At 47.4% G+C, this 17,594-nt stretch carries 14 protein-coding genes and 1 tRNA gene; 6 read left to right on the forward strand and 9 right to left on the reverse strand.

Annotation, left to right across the window (positions count from 1 at the left end; translation table 11 throughout):
* Positions 1-160 precede the first annotated feature (160 nt).
* Positions 161-1,357, forward strand: coding sequence for a pyridoxal phosphate-dependent aminotransferase (locus GLV81_RS04180; RefSeq protein ID WP_157477140.1), 1,197 nt, complete (start codon positions 161-163; stop codon positions 1,355-1,357).
* A gap of 80 nt (positions 1,358-1,437) precedes the next feature.
* Here the strand turns inward: GLV81_RS04180 and GLV81_RS04185 are convergent, their stop codons facing one another.
* From GLV81_RS04185 to GLV81_RS19950, 5 genes are all read right to left on the reverse strand, one after another.
* Positions 1,438-2,877 (reverse strand): RagB/SusD family nutrient uptake outer membrane protein, encoded by a 1,440-nt coding sequence (locus GLV81_RS04185; protein ID WP_157477141.1) that lies wholly within the window; start codon positions 2,875-2,877, stop codon positions 1,438-1,440.
* 19 nt (positions 2,878-2,896) lie between these two features.
* Positions 2,897-5,983 carry a SusC/RagA family TonB-linked outer membrane protein gene (locus GLV81_RS04190; protein WP_157477142.1) on the reverse strand — a complete coding sequence of 1,029 codons (3,087 nt, stop codon included), beginning with the start codon at positions 5,981-5,983 and terminating at the stop codon, positions 2,897-2,899.
* A gap of 566 nt (positions 5,984-6,549) precedes the next feature.
* A tRNA-Met gene (locus GLV81_RS04195) sits at positions 6,550-6,623 on the reverse strand.
* A gap of 147 nt (positions 6,624-6,770) precedes the next feature.
* Entirely contained in the window at positions 6,771-7,163 is a 393-nt protein-coding gene (locus tag GLV81_RS04200) for a DUF1573 domain-containing protein (RefSeq protein ID WP_157477144.1), read from the reverse strand.
* Positions 7,164-7,224: 61 nt separating this feature from the next.
* Positions 7,225-7,515, reverse strand: coding sequence for a DUF1573 domain-containing protein (locus tag GLV81_RS19950; RefSeq protein ID WP_246186242.1), 291 nt, complete (start codon positions 7,513-7,515; stop codon positions 7,225-7,227).
* Positions 7,516-7,805: 290 nt separating this feature from the next.
* On the opposite strand from GLV81_RS19950, the gene GLV81_RS04210 reads away from it, so the two are divergent.
* The 4 genes from GLV81_RS04210 (at position 7,806) to folE (ending at position 12,317) form a co-directional block, all read left to right on the forward strand.
* Positions 7,806-10,193, forward strand: coding sequence for an alpha-ketoacid dehydrogenase subunit alpha/beta (locus GLV81_RS04210; protein WP_157477148.1), 2,388 nt, complete (start codon positions 7,806-7,808; stop codon positions 10,191-10,193).
* Between the two features lie 76 nt (positions 10,194-10,269).
* Positions 10,270-10,905: a trimeric intracellular cation channel family protein gene (locus tag GLV81_RS04215; protein WP_157477150.1), complete on the forward strand. Its 636-nt coding sequence runs from the start codon at positions 10,270-10,272 to the stop codon at positions 10,903-10,905.
* Positions 10,902-11,711, forward strand: coding sequence for a PhzF family phenazine biosynthesis protein (locus GLV81_RS04220; RefSeq protein WP_157477152.1), 810 nt, complete (start codon positions 10,902-10,904; stop codon positions 11,709-11,711). Before GLV81_RS04215 ends, GLV81_RS04220 begins: the two co-directional genes overlap by 4 nt.
* Before the next feature lie 9 nt (positions 11,712-11,720).
* Positions 11,721-12,317, forward strand: a complete 597-nt coding sequence (gene folE / locus GLV81_RS04225; protein WP_157477154.1) for a GTP cyclohydrolase I FolE — start codon at positions 11,721-11,723, stop codon at positions 12,315-12,317.
* Here the strand turns inward: folE and GLV81_RS04230 are convergent.
* Positions 12,314-12,904, reverse strand: a complete 591-nt coding sequence (locus GLV81_RS04230) for a hypothetical protein (RefSeq protein ID WP_157477156.1) — start codon at positions 12,902-12,904, stop codon at positions 12,314-12,316. The two genes, folE and GLV81_RS04230, sit on opposite strands and share 4 nt — an antisense overlap.
* Before the next feature lie 108 nt (positions 12,905-13,012).
* Between GLV81_RS04230 and fabD the strand changes: the two genes are divergently transcribed.
* Complete coding sequence (gene fabD / locus GLV81_RS04235) at positions 13,013-13,894, forward strand: ACP S-malonyltransferase (protein WP_157477159.1); 882 nt, start codon at positions 13,013-13,015, stop codon at positions 13,892-13,894.
* A 70-nt stretch (positions 13,895-13,964) separates the two neighbouring features.
* Here fabD and GLV81_RS04240 read toward each other — a convergent pair whose 3' ends face one another.
* The 3 genes from GLV81_RS04240 to GLV81_RS04250 are packed head-to-tail and all read right to left on the reverse strand — an operon-like array spanning position 13,965 to position 17,516.
* Positions 13,965-14,456 (reverse strand): GNAT family N-acetyltransferase, encoded by a 492-nt coding sequence (locus GLV81_RS04240; RefSeq protein ID WP_246186243.1) that lies wholly within the window; start codon positions 14,454-14,456, stop codon positions 13,965-13,967.
* Positions 14,428-16,251, reverse strand: coding sequence for a serine hydrolase (locus tag GLV81_RS04245; RefSeq protein WP_157477165.1), 1,824 nt, complete (start codon positions 16,249-16,251; stop codon positions 14,428-14,430). Before GLV81_RS04245 ends, GLV81_RS04240 begins: the two co-directional genes overlap by 29 nt.
* Before the next feature lie 35 nt (positions 16,252-16,286).
* The gene (locus GLV81_RS04250; protein WP_157477167.1) at positions 16,287-17,516 is read right to left on the reverse strand and encodes a trans-sulfuration enzyme family protein; all 1,230 of its coding nucleotides are present in this window, start codon (positions 17,514-17,516) and stop codon (positions 16,287-16,289) included.
* Positions 17,517-17,594: the final 78 nt, after the last annotated feature.

Raw genomic sequence — 17,594 nt, forward strand, 5'->3', positions numbered from 1 at the left:
TGTGCGGTGAATGGCTTTCACTGCACAGCGTTTTTTATTGATGAATACCTCGCAAACATTGCCAACCGTTCGACAATGCTAAAATCTGCGGGTATTGTGGTAAAGGCAAAAAGCAAGCTGCTTTACAACTTACTTTTGTGCCCTCAAAAATTGCCTGATCATGAACCTGCGAGTAAGTAACCGTGGCGAAGCAATGCCCGCCAGTCCCATTCGTAAGCTGGTGCCCTATGCCGAAGCTGCCAAGAAAAGAGGAACAAAAGTGTATCACCTCAATATTGGTCAGCCCGATATTGAAACGCCTGCTGCCGTGCTGGATGCGGTACGCCACAGCGACTTCAAAGTATTAGAGTACAGCCACAGTGCTGGTAACGAAAGCTATCGCCGCAAATTGGTGAGCTACTACGAAAGTGTCGGGGTGCATGTCAATCATCAGCAAATCATCATTACCACCGGTGGTAGCGAAGCCATTCTCTTTGGCTTCATGGCCTGCCTCGATCCGGGCGACGAAGTAATTATACCAGAACCTTTTTATGCCAACTACAATGGCTTTGCCGTAGCTGCCGGAGTAAATGTGGTGCCTGTTACCTCACATATAGAAAACGGATTTGCGCTGCCGCCCATTGCTGATTTCGAAAAAGTGATTACGCCAAAAACCAAGGCGATTGTGATTTGCAACCCCAACAATCCTACGGGGTATTTGTACAGCAAAGCTGAACTGGAAAGCCTGAAAGAAATAGTGCTCAAGCACAACCTCTATTTGTTTAGCGATGAAGCCTACCGTGAGTTTAGCTATACCGGCGAACTCATGAGTGTGATGCATTTGCAAGGAGCCGACGATCATTTAGTGGTGATGGATACCATCAGCAAACGCTACAGTGCTTGTGGTGCCCGACTGGGTGCATTGGTGACTAAAAACCAGGCTGTACTGGATGCAGTGATGAAGTTTGCACAGGCCCGCCTGAGCCCGCCATCCTTTGCACAAATTGCCGGCGAAGCAGCCATCGATTTACCTGCCGATTATTTCACCGGTGCCAAAGAAGAATACCAGCGCCGCCGCGATTTGCTGGTGCGCCGCCTCAATGCCATGGAAGGCGTGTATTGCCCCAATCCGGGTGGTGCATTTTATGCCATGGCCAAATTGCCCATTGATGACAGCGACAAATTTTGTCAGTGGTTGTTGGAATCATTTGAGCATAACGGACAGACAGTGATGCTGGCGCCAGCTACGGGTTTTTATGGCACTCCAGGTTTGGGTAAGCAAGAAGTTCGGCTGGCGTATGTGCTCAATCTCGAAGCCATCGACAAAGCCATGGATTGCCTGGAAGCAGCGCTGAAAGTATATCCGGGTAAGCAATAAACCTTTCGATTCGATACCTACAAAAGAGAGCTCCCCGCAAGAAACGGGGAGCTCTCTTTTATTGCGTAAATCTGCAATGGTTACAGTGGGTAGCCTGCATTTTGCTGCATGCCGCTGGCTTCTCTTTCCTGCTGAGGAATAGGCAGGATGTTGCGGTAATCGCCAGGTGCCAGTGTAATGGGCGACCAATGTTCGGGAGATACACGGGTCAAGGTTTCTTTTCTTCTGATGATATCGAAGAATGCAAAACCTTCGCCCTGTAGTTCTTTCCGACGTTCAACGCTGATTTCATTTTTCAAAGCAGCGCCGGTATTGGTAGATTTTACTGCACCAGTGATGGCACGTTTTTGTACTTCAAACAGTGCCGCCTGTGCCGGATCATCGTGGTTCATTTCTGCTTCAGCTTCTGCTTCTATCAGGTACATTTCTGCACTACGCATCAGCGGCATGTCCAGATCCCATGCATCACGGAAGTAAAACTTGTTCATCAGGTATCCGTTTTTACGAATCAACGGAGTGTCACGCTGCAATGCATCACCAGGATTGTAGTTTACCGGATCGAGGTTTACATAAAACTGCTTTTTACGAATGTCATTGTCGGCAAACAATGCATAGTAAGAAGGAGTAGCTCTGAACGTGCTGTAACCGATATCATAAGGCTCCAGGAAAGAAGCCAGTTGCAGATAGCCGGTGTTGTCATCGGATCTGTAATCCAAGCCAAAAATCCATTCAGAAGTTGGATCTACAAAACCATCGAGCAAGGTGCTGGCTGCAGCAAGCGGGTTTCTGGCACGGGCCAGTTTGGCATGTTCTGCGGCTTTGCTCCAGTTGCCCATATCGAGGTATACTCTTGCCAGCATACCATCAATGGCTTCTTTGGTAAACTTGTATACATCGCCGGTGCGGGTGAGGTTTGCTTTTGCATACTGCAGGTCGCTCAGCATGAAAGCATAAATTTCTTTCACAGCTGCACGTTGTGGTACCACATCGTTGGGCGAAAGAGGAACTTCAATTTTGGGCAGGCCTACAGAGTTTGAATCAACCGTGTAAGGCTGTGCAAACAGGCGGATGAGTTGATGATAGGTCCATGCACGAATGGCTCTTGCTTCAGCAATGTTTTGTGTTTTCAACGCTGCAGAAATGGGGGCATCGGGCAGGTTTACAATAGCACGGTTGCTGTTGTTCAGCAAGGCAAAACCATCTCTCCAAAACTGAAAACCGTAGCCAACAGTAGGGCTTTGCAAAAAGCGGTATTCATTTACAAAACGACCGTAGTTGCCGGTGCTTACCACAAACATGTCGCGGCCTTTTACTTCGGTCGTCAACAGTACGTGGTTGGTAAAACCAGAGCGGGTCATGATGTCGTACAAACCGTTCATGGCAGCAGCTACTTTTTCTGGTGTAGAAAAGGCAGCAGCAGCATCGTCTGCATCATACGGCTTGGTTTCCAAAAAGTCTTTTTTACAGCCACCCAGACCTACTACAATGAGTGCAACTGCGTATAGGAGTTTCTTTTTCATAGTTACTTCTTTATTTATGTTAGAGGCCAAGGTTCAGACCAAATGAAATGGTTTTGATGTTGGGTACATCGTTGTTGGGAATACCGGTGATTTCCACTTCGGGGTCCATGCCTTTGTGCTTGGCGAGTGTGAGAATGTTTTCTGCTGCGAGGTAAATTCTGGCGTTCGAAATTTTCAAACGCTTAATCACATTCGATGGCAGAGAGTAGCCAATGTTGATGTTCTTTACACGGGCATAAGTACCGTCGAACAAGAAACGGGTAGAAGCACTGTTGCCCAAATCTGTGTTGCGTGGTACAAAGCGGGGAACGTTTGTAACGTCGCCGGGTTTTTGCCATGCAGCAAAACTTTGATTGGCCAACTGGCTGCCGGGTGCGTTGCCACCGTCCATTTCTGAAGCCAGTGTGGCATCATAAATTTTGCCTCCTACGCTAAAGAATACAAACACTGAGGCGTCGAAATTGTAGAACTGAAATTTGTTAGTGATACCGCCAAAGAATTTGGGCAATGCAGAACCATTTTCATAACGGGTAGCATTGTTCCAGTTGGTGGTGGTTGTTTTGCCATTGGCACCATCAATGTACCACAGCGGCTGACCAGTTTGTACATCTACGCCAGCATATTCTCTCAGGTAAAACTGATAGCGGTCTGAACCTACTTTCCAACGCTGGCTACCTTGCAAAATAGAATCGATAGACATTTTCTGAATCTGGTTTTTGTACGTTGTCATGTTCAGCGATACAGACCAGTCGAAGTTTTTCTTCTGCATCAAACCAATTTCAACCAAACCTTCAAAACCATAGTTTTTCATGTCGGCCAGGTTGGTGGTGATGTTTTCGAAACCGGTGAGCAACGACAATGGCTTGTTGAACAAGATGGCGTTTGAACCGCGGTTGAAATAGCTGAATTCACCCTTGATTCTTTTGAAAATGGTAAACTCCACGCCAATGTCTGTCACTTTGTTGCCTTCCCACTGCAACTGGCTGTTGCCCAGCTGATCGTTGATGGCACCGTTGCCACCACCATAGTTGTAACCAGTGCTGTACAGGTCCAAGCGGGCATAGCGACCAATGTTGTCGTTACCACTCACACCATAGCTACCACGTACTTTCAATTCGTTCAGCCAGTCGATGCCAGCCATGAAGTTTTCCTGAGAAATTCTCCATGCACCACCAACAGACCAGAAGTTACCCCAGCGGCTGTCGATACCAAATACAGAAGAGCCATCACGACGGAAACTGGCCGACACAAAATATTTGTTGTCGAAGCTATAGTTGATACGAGAGAGGTATGAAGCCAAACGCTTTTCTGTAATGATACTTGATGCGGTAGTGGGGGTTGCAGCAGCATCCAGTTCTACAAAACCAGGTCCGGGGAAACCAGTAGCACCTGCAATCAGGTTTTCGTACTTGGTTCTTACCGCTTCCTGACCCACCAATGCACTCAGCGTATGGTTGCCAAAAGTTTTGTCGTACGACAAAGTGTTGGTAATAGTCAACTGAATGTCTCTTGGTGCATACTTTGTGGTACGGCCACGTACACCACGACCATCACCATTGGTGTAGTTGTAGTGCTGTGTTTCGCCGAGGTCTACAAAATCAAACCCACCCAGGGATTTGAATTTCAAACCAGGCATAATGCTTAATTCGGCAAAGCCGGTAATCAAGGCACGGGCCGACTGAGCTCTGTAAATATTGTTTTCAGCCAAACCAACCGGGTTGTAATCAAATACTACCGGTGTGTTGTAGTTGTATATTTTTTTGCCAGTAGCATCAACCAGCGGATTGCCGTCAGCATCTATGCGGTACAATGGGTACACGTTAGAAACGATGTCGGCAAAACGAATGGGGTTAGCAGCACCGCCTGCACCCGGAGGTGTGTTTTGATCGGTAAAACCAAAGCTGGTATTTACACCCACTTTCAGGTAATCGGTGGCTTTGTTTTCGAGGTTCAATTTCAATGAATAACGTTTGAAATCTGAACCTACCACAATGCCTTCTTGATTGAAGTAGCTGCCAGACAGGTAGAACGTGGTACGTTCATTACCACCCGACAAGCTAAGGCTGTAATCTTGTGTGCGGCCAATGCTGGTAACAGCATCACGCCAGTCGTTGTCGTAGAGTTGTTTTACGCCCGAATTCAATACGCCGCCTGCACCATAAGGGTTGGTGTTGTTGTACGGATTTACAGCCAGGTTGCTGATGGTACTGGCATTGGCTGCAGTAGCTGCTACAGATGGTGCATCGCCAGCGCTGATGCGGCCGTTGTAGTAATAATCCCACCAATACTTGAAGTATTGTGAAGTAGACATTACATCATGCTTTTGCACAGCCAATGAAGAGAAACCATTGCTGGCAGAAACATTGATTTTGGTTTTGCCTGTTTTACCCTTCTTGGTATTGATAAGGATAACGCCATTACCGGCACGTGAACCGTACAGTGATGCAGCAGAGGCGTCTTTCAATACTGAAATAGATTCGATGTCACGAGGGTCGATGGTAGACAAAATGTTGGCCGTAGTAGAACCTTGTGTAAAGTCACCGGTAGTTACTGCAACCCCATCAATTACGTACAGCGGATTGCTGGAAGCCGTGAAGCTACCAATACCACGAATGCGTACGGTAGATGCTGCACCAGGCTGACCAGAAACGCTTTGTACAGTTACACCTGCAGCAGCACCTTGCAATGCTTTTTCTACAGAGGTTACAGGGCGTTCTTTCAACATGTCAGACTTTACTACTGATACAGAACCAGTAGAAGCTTGTTTCTTTTCTGAGCCGTAAGCTACCACTACTACTTCTTCCAAATCATTGGATGTGCTTTGGCTTAATGATACTGTTACAGTGTTGCCTGCAGCATCCACTTCTTTTTCGGTGTATCCTACAAATGAGAATACCAATTTTGCATTGGGCTTACTCACCGAAATGGTAAACGTACCATCGGTTTCTGTGGATGTGCCAATATTTGTTCCTTTCACTTTCACAGACACGCCGGCAAGTGGAGTCCCGTCTTTTGCATCCGTCACCTTGCCCGTCACTTGTCTCTGAGCATACAATGTTCCCAGCATGCAAAAACATGCCAGTAACAAGGCTGTCACCTTTCTCATAATGTTGTTTTAAATGGTTAAATAAAATACGAACGACTGTACCGTTTGATTGAACGATACAGTCATCCCGCATTACACATTTATGTGACGATGTTTAATTTTAAAACGAGTTGATATTTATGTATAAAATTTTACTTAATGCATTACTGCATCTAAATGAGTTGATAACTGCTGATAATATTTTTTCTTAAAAAATAAGTGGCTTACATCAATGCCAATCTGTTAACAAAACTTTTTGTTTCAGTTTTGGGGGATTGTGCATTTAGTTGGTGACGGTTTATTGCATAAATGCAAATAAGTGAGCATATGTCAAAAGATGTGTTGATATGAATTCTGTACAGAAAAATAATCTAAAGGGGGAGCGGCAGATTTTTTTCAGCAAATGCGCAGGAGCGGAAAAGAAACAATGACATGGCACTTCAGCTGACGATTACGAAGTAGACGTGAACTGTCAGTTCTGGGGTTAGCAATGAGATAGCTCGACCATTACGTTTGTTATTGAGAGCGGTGTCAGGTACCAAGTACAGGCACAAAAAAAGCGACAACCAGTGTCGCTTTTAGAAGAGTAGCGAGGAGCAGACTTGAACTGCCGACCTTCGGGTTATGAATCCGATGCTCTAACCAGCTGAGCTACCTCGCCATATTTTTACATTTGGCTTTCGGGTTATGAAACCGATGTGCTAACCATCCCGATAGCTATCGGGAGAACTACCTCGCCAAATGGGTTGCAAATGTAGGGGGAAAAACAGTTTTCTGCCAAACACAAGTTTGATTTTCTGCCGGGCTTTTATTTTATCACTACCCCGCTGATGGTCAGCACCTTGGTTTCTGCCACGTTTACCAGCTTCACCGTAATTTTTTTGGTAAAAGCGCCGGGTTCTTTGGCATCGTACGTAACCGTGATGGTGCCCTTGCCACCCGCCATTACCGGCCGCTTCGGAAACTCAGGCTTGGTACAGCCGCATTCGGCCGTGGCGTCTTCAATTATCAGGGGCTTGGTGCCAGGGTTGGTAAAGCTGAACTCGTAGGTCACGGGCTTTTCCTTGGGTATTTTACCAAAATTGTGGCTGCTGGTTTCAAAGCGGATGAGGGCATCAACCTTGGCCTGAGCCCACAGCAAACCCGTGAGGCAAAGCAACAGGGCAATGGCCGAAAAGCGGAGTGTTTTGTTCATCTTCATGGTCGTGAGGGAATGAAAAAAGCGCTGTGGTAGCAGCGCTTTTCCATATGGTAAAACTCAATTATTGTTTGATTTTGCCAACAGCGCCATTGGCAGGAGCAGGCGTGGCGGGAGTAGCTTCTACAGTACCGGTAATCATAATTACTTTTTGCTGACCGCCATTGTAGGTAATGGTAATGGGCTTGTCGAAACGACCAGCGGCCGCAGCATTAAAGCCTACCTTGATTTTTACAGTTTCGCCGGGCGCATAAGCACCAGCCTTGAATTCGGGAGTGGTGCAACCGCAACCGGCTTGTACCATTTCCAGCTTCAGCGAGTCGCCCAAACCTTTCAGTTCAAAAAAAGTATACACGGGCTTGCCCTGGGCAATTTTGCCAAAGTCGTGTGAGGTTTCATTCAGCCACAGGCTTTCCTTTTTTCCTGAGCAAAAGTGGTGGTAGCTACCAGCATCAGGCAGGCTACAAAAGCGAGGAATTGTTTCTTCATAAAGTCCGGTTTTTAAGCGTGGTGCTAAATTATTGCAATTGAGTGGAATGGCCGCCGCCCGTTCCTGTTAAAATTCCTGTTGTCATGGTTTGGTAAACTATCCACAGCTGCGGCTGGCGGCTATGCCAATGCAGCCCGATGCGCTACATTTGCGGCATGGAAAATCAGATTGCTGCAGCCCAACATGCTGAAATCCTATCATTTGAAAGTTTTCGGCAGGAGGTTTTAAAAGATTTTCGGGTGGCTGTAACCAGCAGGCAGGTAAGCCTGATGGGCCGCCGCGAAGTGCTCACCGGAAAAGCCAAGTTTGGCATTTTTGGTGATGGCAAAGAATTGCCACAGGTGGCACTCGCCAAGTTTTTTAAACCCGGCGACTGGCGCAGCGGCTATTACCGCGACCAAACCTGGATGTTTGCCCTTGGGCAGGCAACTGTGCAGCAGTTTTTTGCGCAGCTCTATGCCGACCCTACCAACGAGCACGACCCCTGGAGTGCCGGCCGCCAAATGAATGCCCACTTTACCAGCAAAAATGTGAGTGCTGATGGAGAGTGGTACAACCTTACCGAACAATACAATACAGCTACCGATATGGCTCCTACGGCCGGGCAATTGCCCCGCTCTGTAGGCTTGGCTTTGGCTTCCAAAACTTTCCGTCATTTACCTGAATTACAAGAGCTGAAACACCTGAGCCAGCAAGGCAATGAAGTGTGCTTTTGCTCCATCGGCGATGCCAGCACCAGTGAAGGCCATTTTTGGGAAACGGTGAATGCGGCATGTGTACAGCAAATTCCGTTGGCCCTGTTTGTATGGGATGATGGCTATGGCATTTCCGTACCCAAATCCATTCAAACAACCAAGGGCAGTATTTCTGAAGCCTTAAAAGGTTTTGAAATAACCACCGGCACCAACGGCATGCACATTTACAAGGTAAAAGCATGGGATTATGCCGGCATGTGCGAAGCCTTTGAACATGGCATTACCATTTGCCGGGAGCAACACATTCCTGTGCTGTTTCATGTAGAAGAGGTAACACAACCACAAGGCCATAGCACCAGTGGCAGCCACGAACGTTACAAATCGGCCGAGCGGCTGGAGTGGGAGCGGGAATGGGATTGCAATAAGAAATTTAAGGAGTGGATTATCGCCAACGAGCTGGCTACAGAAGAGGAGCTCGACGATATAGAAATTGAAATCAAGCAACACATTGTAGAGAGTAAAAACAAAGCATGGGCCGATTATCTGGTGCCCATAAAAGAACAAGCCGCACAAGTGCTGAGCTTGTTGCAGCAAGCTATCGATACCGGTGCTGGCGATACCGAAAAAATAACTGCAGCACTCAACGAACTGCAGCAAAACAAAGAGCCGATGCGCCGCAATGTGCTGAAGGCGTTAGCTACCGGCATCGACTTTAGTAGCGGTTATGTATTGCAGCAAATGTTGCAATACCGTGAAGGATTGCAGCAGCTCAACGAAGGTCTTTACAATTCTCATTTGTATGCTACTGGTAGTGCCAGTGCTCTCCAGGTAAATGCAGTAGCGCCGAATTATCACGAAGAGTCGCCTACCATTAATGGTTATGAAGTACTCAACCGGTATTTCGATGAGCTGTTTACCAACAACAAACGGGTAGTTGCTTTTGGTGAAGACCTTGGCAATATTGGCGACGTAAATCAGGGCTTTGCGGGCTTGCAGCAAAAGCATGGCATCGGCCGCATATTTGATACCGGCATTCGTGAAGCTACCATTATGGGTCAGGGCATTGGCATGGCACTGCGTGGCTTGCGTCCCATTGCCGAAATACAATACCTCGATTATTTGCTGTATGGCTTGCAACAACTGAGTGACGATGTAGCCACCCTGCAATACCGTACCAATGGCCAGCAGAGTTGCCCCATCATTGTGCGTACCCGTGGCCATCGGCTGGAAGGTATTTGGCACAGCGGCAGCCCCATGGGTATGATTATAAACAGCCTGCGTGGCATGCACATATGTGTGCCCCGCAACATGGTACAAGCAGCCGGCATGTACAATACCTTGCTCGATAGCATTGATCCTGCATTGGTGATTGAATGTTTGAATGGCTACCGGCTGAAAGAACAACTGCCTGCCAACCTGATGGACATGCGTGTGCCGCTGGGTGTGCCCGAAGTATTGCGGGAAGGTGCTGATATCAGCATTGTTTCTTACGGCTCTACACTGCGCATTGTAGCAGATGCTGCTGAGCGGTTGGCTCAGTTGGGTGTAGATGTAGAAATCATAGATGTACAAACGTTACTGCCTTTTGATATTCACCACAACATTGTGGCTTCATTGAAAAAAACAAACCGCATTTTGTTTGTAGATGAAGATGTGCCCGGTGGCGCTGCTGCATTTATGTACAACCATGTAATGGAAGTACAGGGCGGCTACAGGTGGCTGGATGCAACCCCTCGTACACTCACTGCAAAAGCACATCGTCCTGCGTATGGCAGCGATGGCGACTACTTTAGCAAACCCAATGCTGAAGATGTAGTACGTGTGGTAAAAGAGATGATGGCAGAATAAATGTATTGGCAACAGTATTTTGTAACAGCTGTGTGGCCTTTGCTGCACAGCTGTTGTATTAACAAGCAAACACCACATGCCCGAAATCAATTTTCTCTTGCTCATTGATGTACTGGGCACAGCCAGTTTCGCCATCAGCGGTGCCCGTATGGCATTGCAAAAACAACTCGATGTATTTGGTGTCATTATCATTTCGTTTGTCACCTCTATTGGTGGTGGTACCATTCGGGATGTACTGATGGGCAACTTTCCTGTAAACTGGATGCGCAATGAACTCATTATTGCGGTGATACTGGTAGCTTGCATTGGTACCATGCTGGTGCGTGGCTTGCATCAAAAATTATCAACCACTTTATTTCTCTTTGATTCACTCGGGCTTGGCTTGTTTACCATTGCCGGTATGAGCATTGCATTGTCTGCGGGTTATTCGCCGGGCATGAGTATTGCCATGGGTACCATCAGTGCCTGTTTTGGCGGTGTCATCAGAGATGTGTTGCTCAATCAGGTACCGCTCATTTTTCACAAAGAAATTTATGCCTCTGCCTGCATTGCCGGAGGGCTTTTGTATTATGGCCTTACACAAATGAATGTATCGCAGCATCTTGCTGAAATAGTGAGTATTATTACCATCGTTTTGATTCGGGTAGTTGCCGTGAGGTTCAACCTCTCTTTACCCGCTATTCATCCATCCTCAACGCCTACAGAAAAATGAACCTAACCATTTACCAGGTCGATGCATTTACCGACGAATTGTTTAAGGGCAATCCTGCGGCCATTGTGCCACTCAAGCAATGGTTGCCCGACGATGTAATGCAACGCATTGCCATGGAAAACAACCTGGCCGAAACAGCTTTTTTTGTGCCACTCTATCCCGGTGCCCATGGCGGTGCCGATTATCATATCCGCTGGTTTACACCTACGCTTGAGATTGATTTGTGCGGCCATGCAACAGTGGCCACAGCTTTTGTGATTGATAAAATGTTGAAGACAGGTGAGCAACACATCACCTTTAGTACACAAACAGCCGGCCATCTCGAAGTAACCATTCAGGACGATTGGTATCTACTCGATTTTCCGGCCCGTATGCCAGAGCCGGTAGTGGCTCCATCTTTGTTGTACAAGGCTTTGGGCGTAAGCAATGTGGTGGAAATACTGAAGTCGAGAGATTATTTTGTAGTGTTGGAAAATGAAGATGCGGTGCGGGAAGTGAAGCCAGACATGACCTTGCTGAAACAATTGGATACCACAGGTGTAATAGTAACAGCAAAGGGCTACAAGGCCGATGCGGTAAGCCGCTGTTTTTACCCCAAAGCCGGTGTAGATGAAGATCCGGTAACGGGTAGTGCTCACTGTAATGTAGTACCATACTGGAGCCAGCAGCTACAAAAAACACAGTTGGTATGCCGGCAAATTTCGGCAAGGGGAGGTGAGTTGGTTTGCGAACATCGTGGCGATAGAGTGATACTCGGTGGCAAAGCGGTGTTGTACATGAAAGGTGAGATTTATTTACAGCAATAAAAGAGCGTTATGGCGTACAAGAAAACAGAACAGTATGATGAACAAGTGACCGCAGACCTTGCAGCGGCCTATCGCCAAACCTTGGCATTGCTGGGCGAAGATGTGCAGCGGGAAGGTTTGGAAAAAACACCGGAGCGGGTGGCTAAAGCCATGCAATACCTTACACAAGGGTATCAGCAAAATGCCATCGACATTCTCAACTCTGCCAAGTTTAATGAAGATGTGAGTGAAATGGTGATAGTGAAAGACATTGAACTGTACAGCCTTTGCGAACACCACATGCTGCCCTTTGTGGGCAAAGCGCATGTTGCATACATACCCAATGGTTACATTACCGGCCTTAGCAAAATTGCCCGTGTGGTAGATGTGTTTGCCCGCCGCCTGCAAGTGCAGGAAAGACTGACAACGCAAATCCTGGCATCGATAGATGAGGCACTCAACCCAATGGGTGTAGCGGTGGTGATTGAAGCCAGCCATTTTTGCATGATGATGCGGGGCGTCAGCAAGCAGAACTCCGTTACAACTACATCGGCTTTCAGCGGTGCTTTTACCAAAGAACCAACCCGCAGCGAATTTTTGCGGTTGATTGGTGCGAAGCTGAGTTAGTGTTTGACTTCAAAGCCCCACGGTGCTGGCGGCGGCGCCACAGGTTTTGATAAATCAAAACGAATGCTGTATTGTCTGTCGCTGCCTATGCGGCGCAGGTTGTAGCTGAAGTATTGGTTCATCTGCAATTCCATCCACCACACGTTAGCGGCAGCATTGGGCAATAGATTTACAGTAAACTGATCGGCTGGAAAATATTGTACAGTAGGCATACCGGTACTGGTAGCCAATCCGCCGTACTGTGTCACTTTATCAGGATGGCCATCTTCATGCCGGTGATCGTGGCGCAATTCAATCAAAGAATCTTTCAGTGTAAGCACCCATGTACGTGACCGGTTGTTACCTACATGAAAAGGAATGCGGATTTCATGGCTACTGCATTGTATCACATGCATCAGCAATGTCTTGTTGGCAAAGTTTGTATCATTGGCAGGTGCCTGAGTGACGGTGCCCGCAAATGCTTTACCACAAAGGCTTTGCAGGTTTTTCCAAAATTGTATTGAAGCTGCGCCTGAGGATGAACTGCTTTGTGCATGAACCGAAACCGAGAAACAAACACTCATGAAAAACAGATACATCAATTTCATACGCAACATTTTAATGCAAGAAGCTCTTGCTGTATCCGGGCAAGATAGCGGATGGAAATCAGTTGTGAAACTTGAATATTCAGCATCTTTGCGGCTCATCTTTTATTTATGAGTAAACACGCCTTTGTATTTCCCGGTCAGGGTGCCCAGTTCAGCGGAATGGGCAAGCAACTGTATGAAACCAGCGAAGCGGCCAAAGCATTGTTTGAGCAGGCCAACGACATTCTCGGCTTTCGCATTTCCGACATCATGTTTGCCGGTACCGATGAAGAACTGCGCCAAACCAAAGTAACACAGCCGGCTGTTTTTTTGCATGCATATGTAGCTTTTAAGATGCAGGCTACCGAGCAACCAGCCATGGTGGCTGGTCACTCGTTGGGCGAATTCACGGCATTGGTGGCCAATGGCTGCCTGAGTTTTGAAGATGGCCTGCGGTTGGTAAAAGCCCGTGCCTTTGCCATGCAGCATGCCTGCGAAGCAGAGCCCGGAACCATGGCCGCCATTCTTGGTTTGGAGGATAGCAAAGTAGAAGAAATATGCGCCGGTATTGATGAAGTAGTAGTAGCAGCGAATTACAACTGCCCCGGTCAGTTGGTGATTAGTGGTTCTACCAAAGGCATTGAAATTGCTTGTGAGCAAATGAAAGCTGCCGGTGCAAAACGGGCATTGCCTCTGCCTGTCGGTGGTGCTTTTCACAGCCCTTTGATGCGCCACGCCGAAGCTGAATTGATTGCAGCTATTGAAGCAGCACAATTCAACGAACCTTCTTGCCCCGTGTATCAAAATGTAGTAGCAAAAGCGGTAACCAATCCTGCAGAAATCAAAGCCAACCTGATTGCTCAACTCACCGGCCCTGTAAAGTGGACGCAGTGTGTGCAGGCCATGGTGGCTGATGGCGCCAGTCAGTTCACAGAGTGCGGCCCCGGCAAAGTGTTGCAAGGGTTGGTACAAAAAATCAACAAAGAAGTAGCGGTGAGTGGCTTGAGTTAAGCTTGCTGCATGGTCATAAAAAAGCGCATCGAAAATTTTCGATGCGCTTTTGTTTTGTTTCAATGGATGATTACAAATCAATACTGCAATTCACCCATTCGCCATCGAAGCTGGCATTGTATTTTTTGTAAAAGTTAATGGCGGGTTCGTTCCATTCCAGCACCTGCCATACAATGCGTTTGAACTGTTTTTCTTTGGCTTCGGCAATGAGTGCATCAAACAGCAACTTGCCTAAACCCTTGCCCCGCATGCTTTCCGTTACCAAAATATCTTCGAGGTACATGGCTTGTCCCTTCCAGGTACTGTAGCGGATGTAATACAAAGCAAAGCCTTGCACCACGCCGTCTATTTCGGCGCAAAAAGCCCACCACACCGGGTTGGGGCCAAAACCGCTTTCTTCAAAATGCTGCAGCGATACAGTCACTTCCTGTGGGGCTTTTTCGTACAGGGCCAATTCCCGCACCAACTCCATCAGGCGGGGGCAATCTTCTTTGGTAGCTCTTCTAACGGTGATAAACATAAATCTGTAATGGTTATTGACGATTGGCTTTGTAGTTGCCATGAGGTTGTAAAAAAGTAACAGCAGGTGCTTTGCCTGCTACAGGGGCTTCAAATTGCAGGGCAAAACCTGCCACCGCTTTAAACACAAACTTGTGCTCCCCGGTAAATGCCAGTTCGTATGGCGGCTGGCCGGGCACTTCTACATACAATGTGTTCTCGTTTTTGATGTACACTTTGGCCAGCATATTGCCCAGCTGATAGCTGCCGGTGTATTGTTCCAAATCGGCTTTGCTCAATGCTTTTGCTTTAGCAGCTTTGGTAAATACCAATTGGATATTCGGCGCTTCAAAACCAAATGCCTGCAGCGATTCTATATCGCCGCTGATGTTGGTGTTAAAGCGAAATGATTGTCCGCCCTGAGCCGATGTGTCAATTTTCTCGCCTGCAATTATTTCAACAGGATAAAAGAAATCGTAATGCCAGTTGTTGAGCCAATAAGTATTACGGCTGGTACGCAACCAAAGGCTGTCGTGTTGCACAAATACGTCATACGTGCCATAGGCGGGATGTGTGTACAAACCCTCGTAAGTTGCCAGCTTATGGCTCATGCGTTGTGCACTCCGCACCGTTACCGGCTTGGTATTGGCGCCAGCAGCTGCGTTTGTTGCTTTGGCTTTTGCCACTGCATCGAGATTGCGTTTGTTCCAGTCGATGGGAGATAAGCCCAAAGCACGGTCGGTCAATATTCGACGTACAATGGCAGGCACTGTGCGGCTGTCCTGATTCGACAAGACCACTATGCCAATGCTGTCATTGGGAAAGAAAGCGGTGGTAGCAATAAAGCCATCAATGGCGCCGCCATGCTCCACCTGATAGTGGCCGCGATAGCTGCTGAGCGTCCAGCCAAAGCCATAATCGCCACCGCTCATAAAGGCAACGTCTTGCTCTGGAATGCCAGCGCCGGTGGTCATTTGGCCACTGGTAGCTTCTTTGAAATGAACGGCGGGCACAACTGTCTGTCCGTTGTATTTGCCGCCATATATCCAGGCTTGTACCCACTTGCTCATGTCGAGTACAGAACTGTACACTGCGCCTGCAGGGCCCATGCCGCCAATATTGTAGTGAGGCACTTTTTTAATCGTACTATCCGTTGAATAACTATAAGGCGAAGCCAGATTGCTGTCGGCTTTTACGGCACTGTAAGGCATGTTACTGCGTGTCATGCCAAGTGGTTTGAAAATTTTATCGAGCATGTTTTTCTCCCAACTCTGGCGACTAAATTTTTCTACCACATAGCCCTGCGCAAAAAACATGAAGTTGTTGTATTGATACTTTTCTTTTGGCCGATGAGTGGGTTCCATGAATTGAATGCGCTGTAGCAAACTATCGCGGTTGTCGCTGGGGTTGAGGTACCACGACAAATCATGACGGGGCAAACCTGTGCGATGGCTCATCATGTCCCGCATGGTAATGCTGTTGTTCATGTCGTTGTTGAAAAACTTCAACTCTGGCAGGTAGTTGCGTACAGGTTCATCGTAGGTAAATTTTCCATCGGCTACCAATTGACCTACCAGCGTTGATGTGAAAGCCTTTGTGCATGAGCCAATGGCAAACAAGGTATTGGGTGTAACGGGTTGTTTCGTGTCGAGGTCACGTACACCAAAGCCTTTTGAAAAAACCACTTTGTTTTTTTCTACTACTGCTACGGCAAAACCTGCAGCATGCCAGTCCTTCAACACCTGTTGCAGTTCTGCTTCCACGCCGGCAAATTTATCAGCGTTGGCAGCTGGCTTTTTCTTTTGTGCCCAAGTAGTTGCCGTGAGGCAAAGCAGCACAAATACAAAGTAGTTTCTCATGAGATGACTATTTTCTGAATGATAAACGCAAAGCCTCAACCCCGCAAAGCCTGGTCGAGATCGGCAATAATATCCTGTACATTTTCGATGCCCACACTCATGCGAATGAGGCCGTCGGTAATGCCGAACAGCAAACGGTTTTCGCGGCTGAGGCCTGCGTGGCTCATGCTGGCCGGATGGCTAAGCAATGTGTCTACCGTTCCTAGTGAAACCGCTCTGGTACACATTTTCAAACGATTGATAAATTGCTTGCCCGCTTCCAGTCCGCCTTTCAACTCAAAGCTCATCATAGGGCCGGGGTGCCGCATTTGTTTGGCACTGATGTAGTAATCCGGATGCTGATGCAGGCCGGTATAATTCACATGTTCAATGTTGGGATGGCCATCCAAAAACTGTGCTACTTCCATAGCGTTGTGGCAATGGCGTTCCATGCGTAGTTCTAAAGTTTTGATGCCTTGCGTCAACAAATAGGCATCAAAAGGATTGGCATTGCCACCCAATAATGCATGCCATTTCCATGCCGTGGTTTTCATGAAATGAATGTCTTTGCCAATGAGCACACCACCAATGGCCGAGCCATGTCCGTTCAAAAATTTGGTGGTGGAATGAAACACAAAATCGACACCGTAAGCAAAAGGTTGTTGTAAATAGGGGGTAGCAAATGTGTTGTCTACAGACACCAGTTTTCCATAACGCTTGGCAATTTGTGTCAAGGCTTCTATATCTACACAACGGATGGTGGGGTTGGCTGGTGTTTCAATGTGAATGAGCTTGATGCTGTCATCTTTTTGTAACCATTCTTCTGCTTTCTCCAAATCGTGCAGGTCTTCAATAATGGGTTCAATTCCGCTATTGGCCAGCACTTTGTGCAGCAGCTCATATGTGCCGCCGTACAATGAATGATGACTCAGTACTTTGTCGCCAGCTTTCAGCGTACTAAAAAATAAGGTAGCCATGGCCGCTTGTCCGCTGGCATGCAGCAGTGCTTTCAGTTCGAGTGGTTGTCCATTTTCATCACTCAAACCAAAGGCCTCAAGCGCTGCTATTTTTTGTTCGCATTCTTTGAACGTGGGGTTGCCCCAGCGGCTGTACACTTTTTCTTTATCGAGGCTGGCAAAGCGTTCCATGCCTTCTTCCGCTGTATCAAACACAAAGGTTGATGTAGCGTAAATGGGGGTAATGTGAGAACTGTTGGGGTCTTGTTCGTGACCTGCATGAATGGCGGCACTGCTCCAGCCACTCAACGGAAAATTTTTATCTGCCATGATGATTTCTTAAATACATTTATTAGCACCAGTTGTGTTCAAAACTATCATTTAAAAAGCAATCCTTTCCCCCATTTC

The organism is Phnomibacter ginsenosidimutans (assembly GCF_009740285.1).
Lineage (GTDB): Bacteria > Bacteroidota > Bacteroidia > Chitinophagales > Chitinophagaceae > Phnomibacter > Phnomibacter ginsenosidimutans.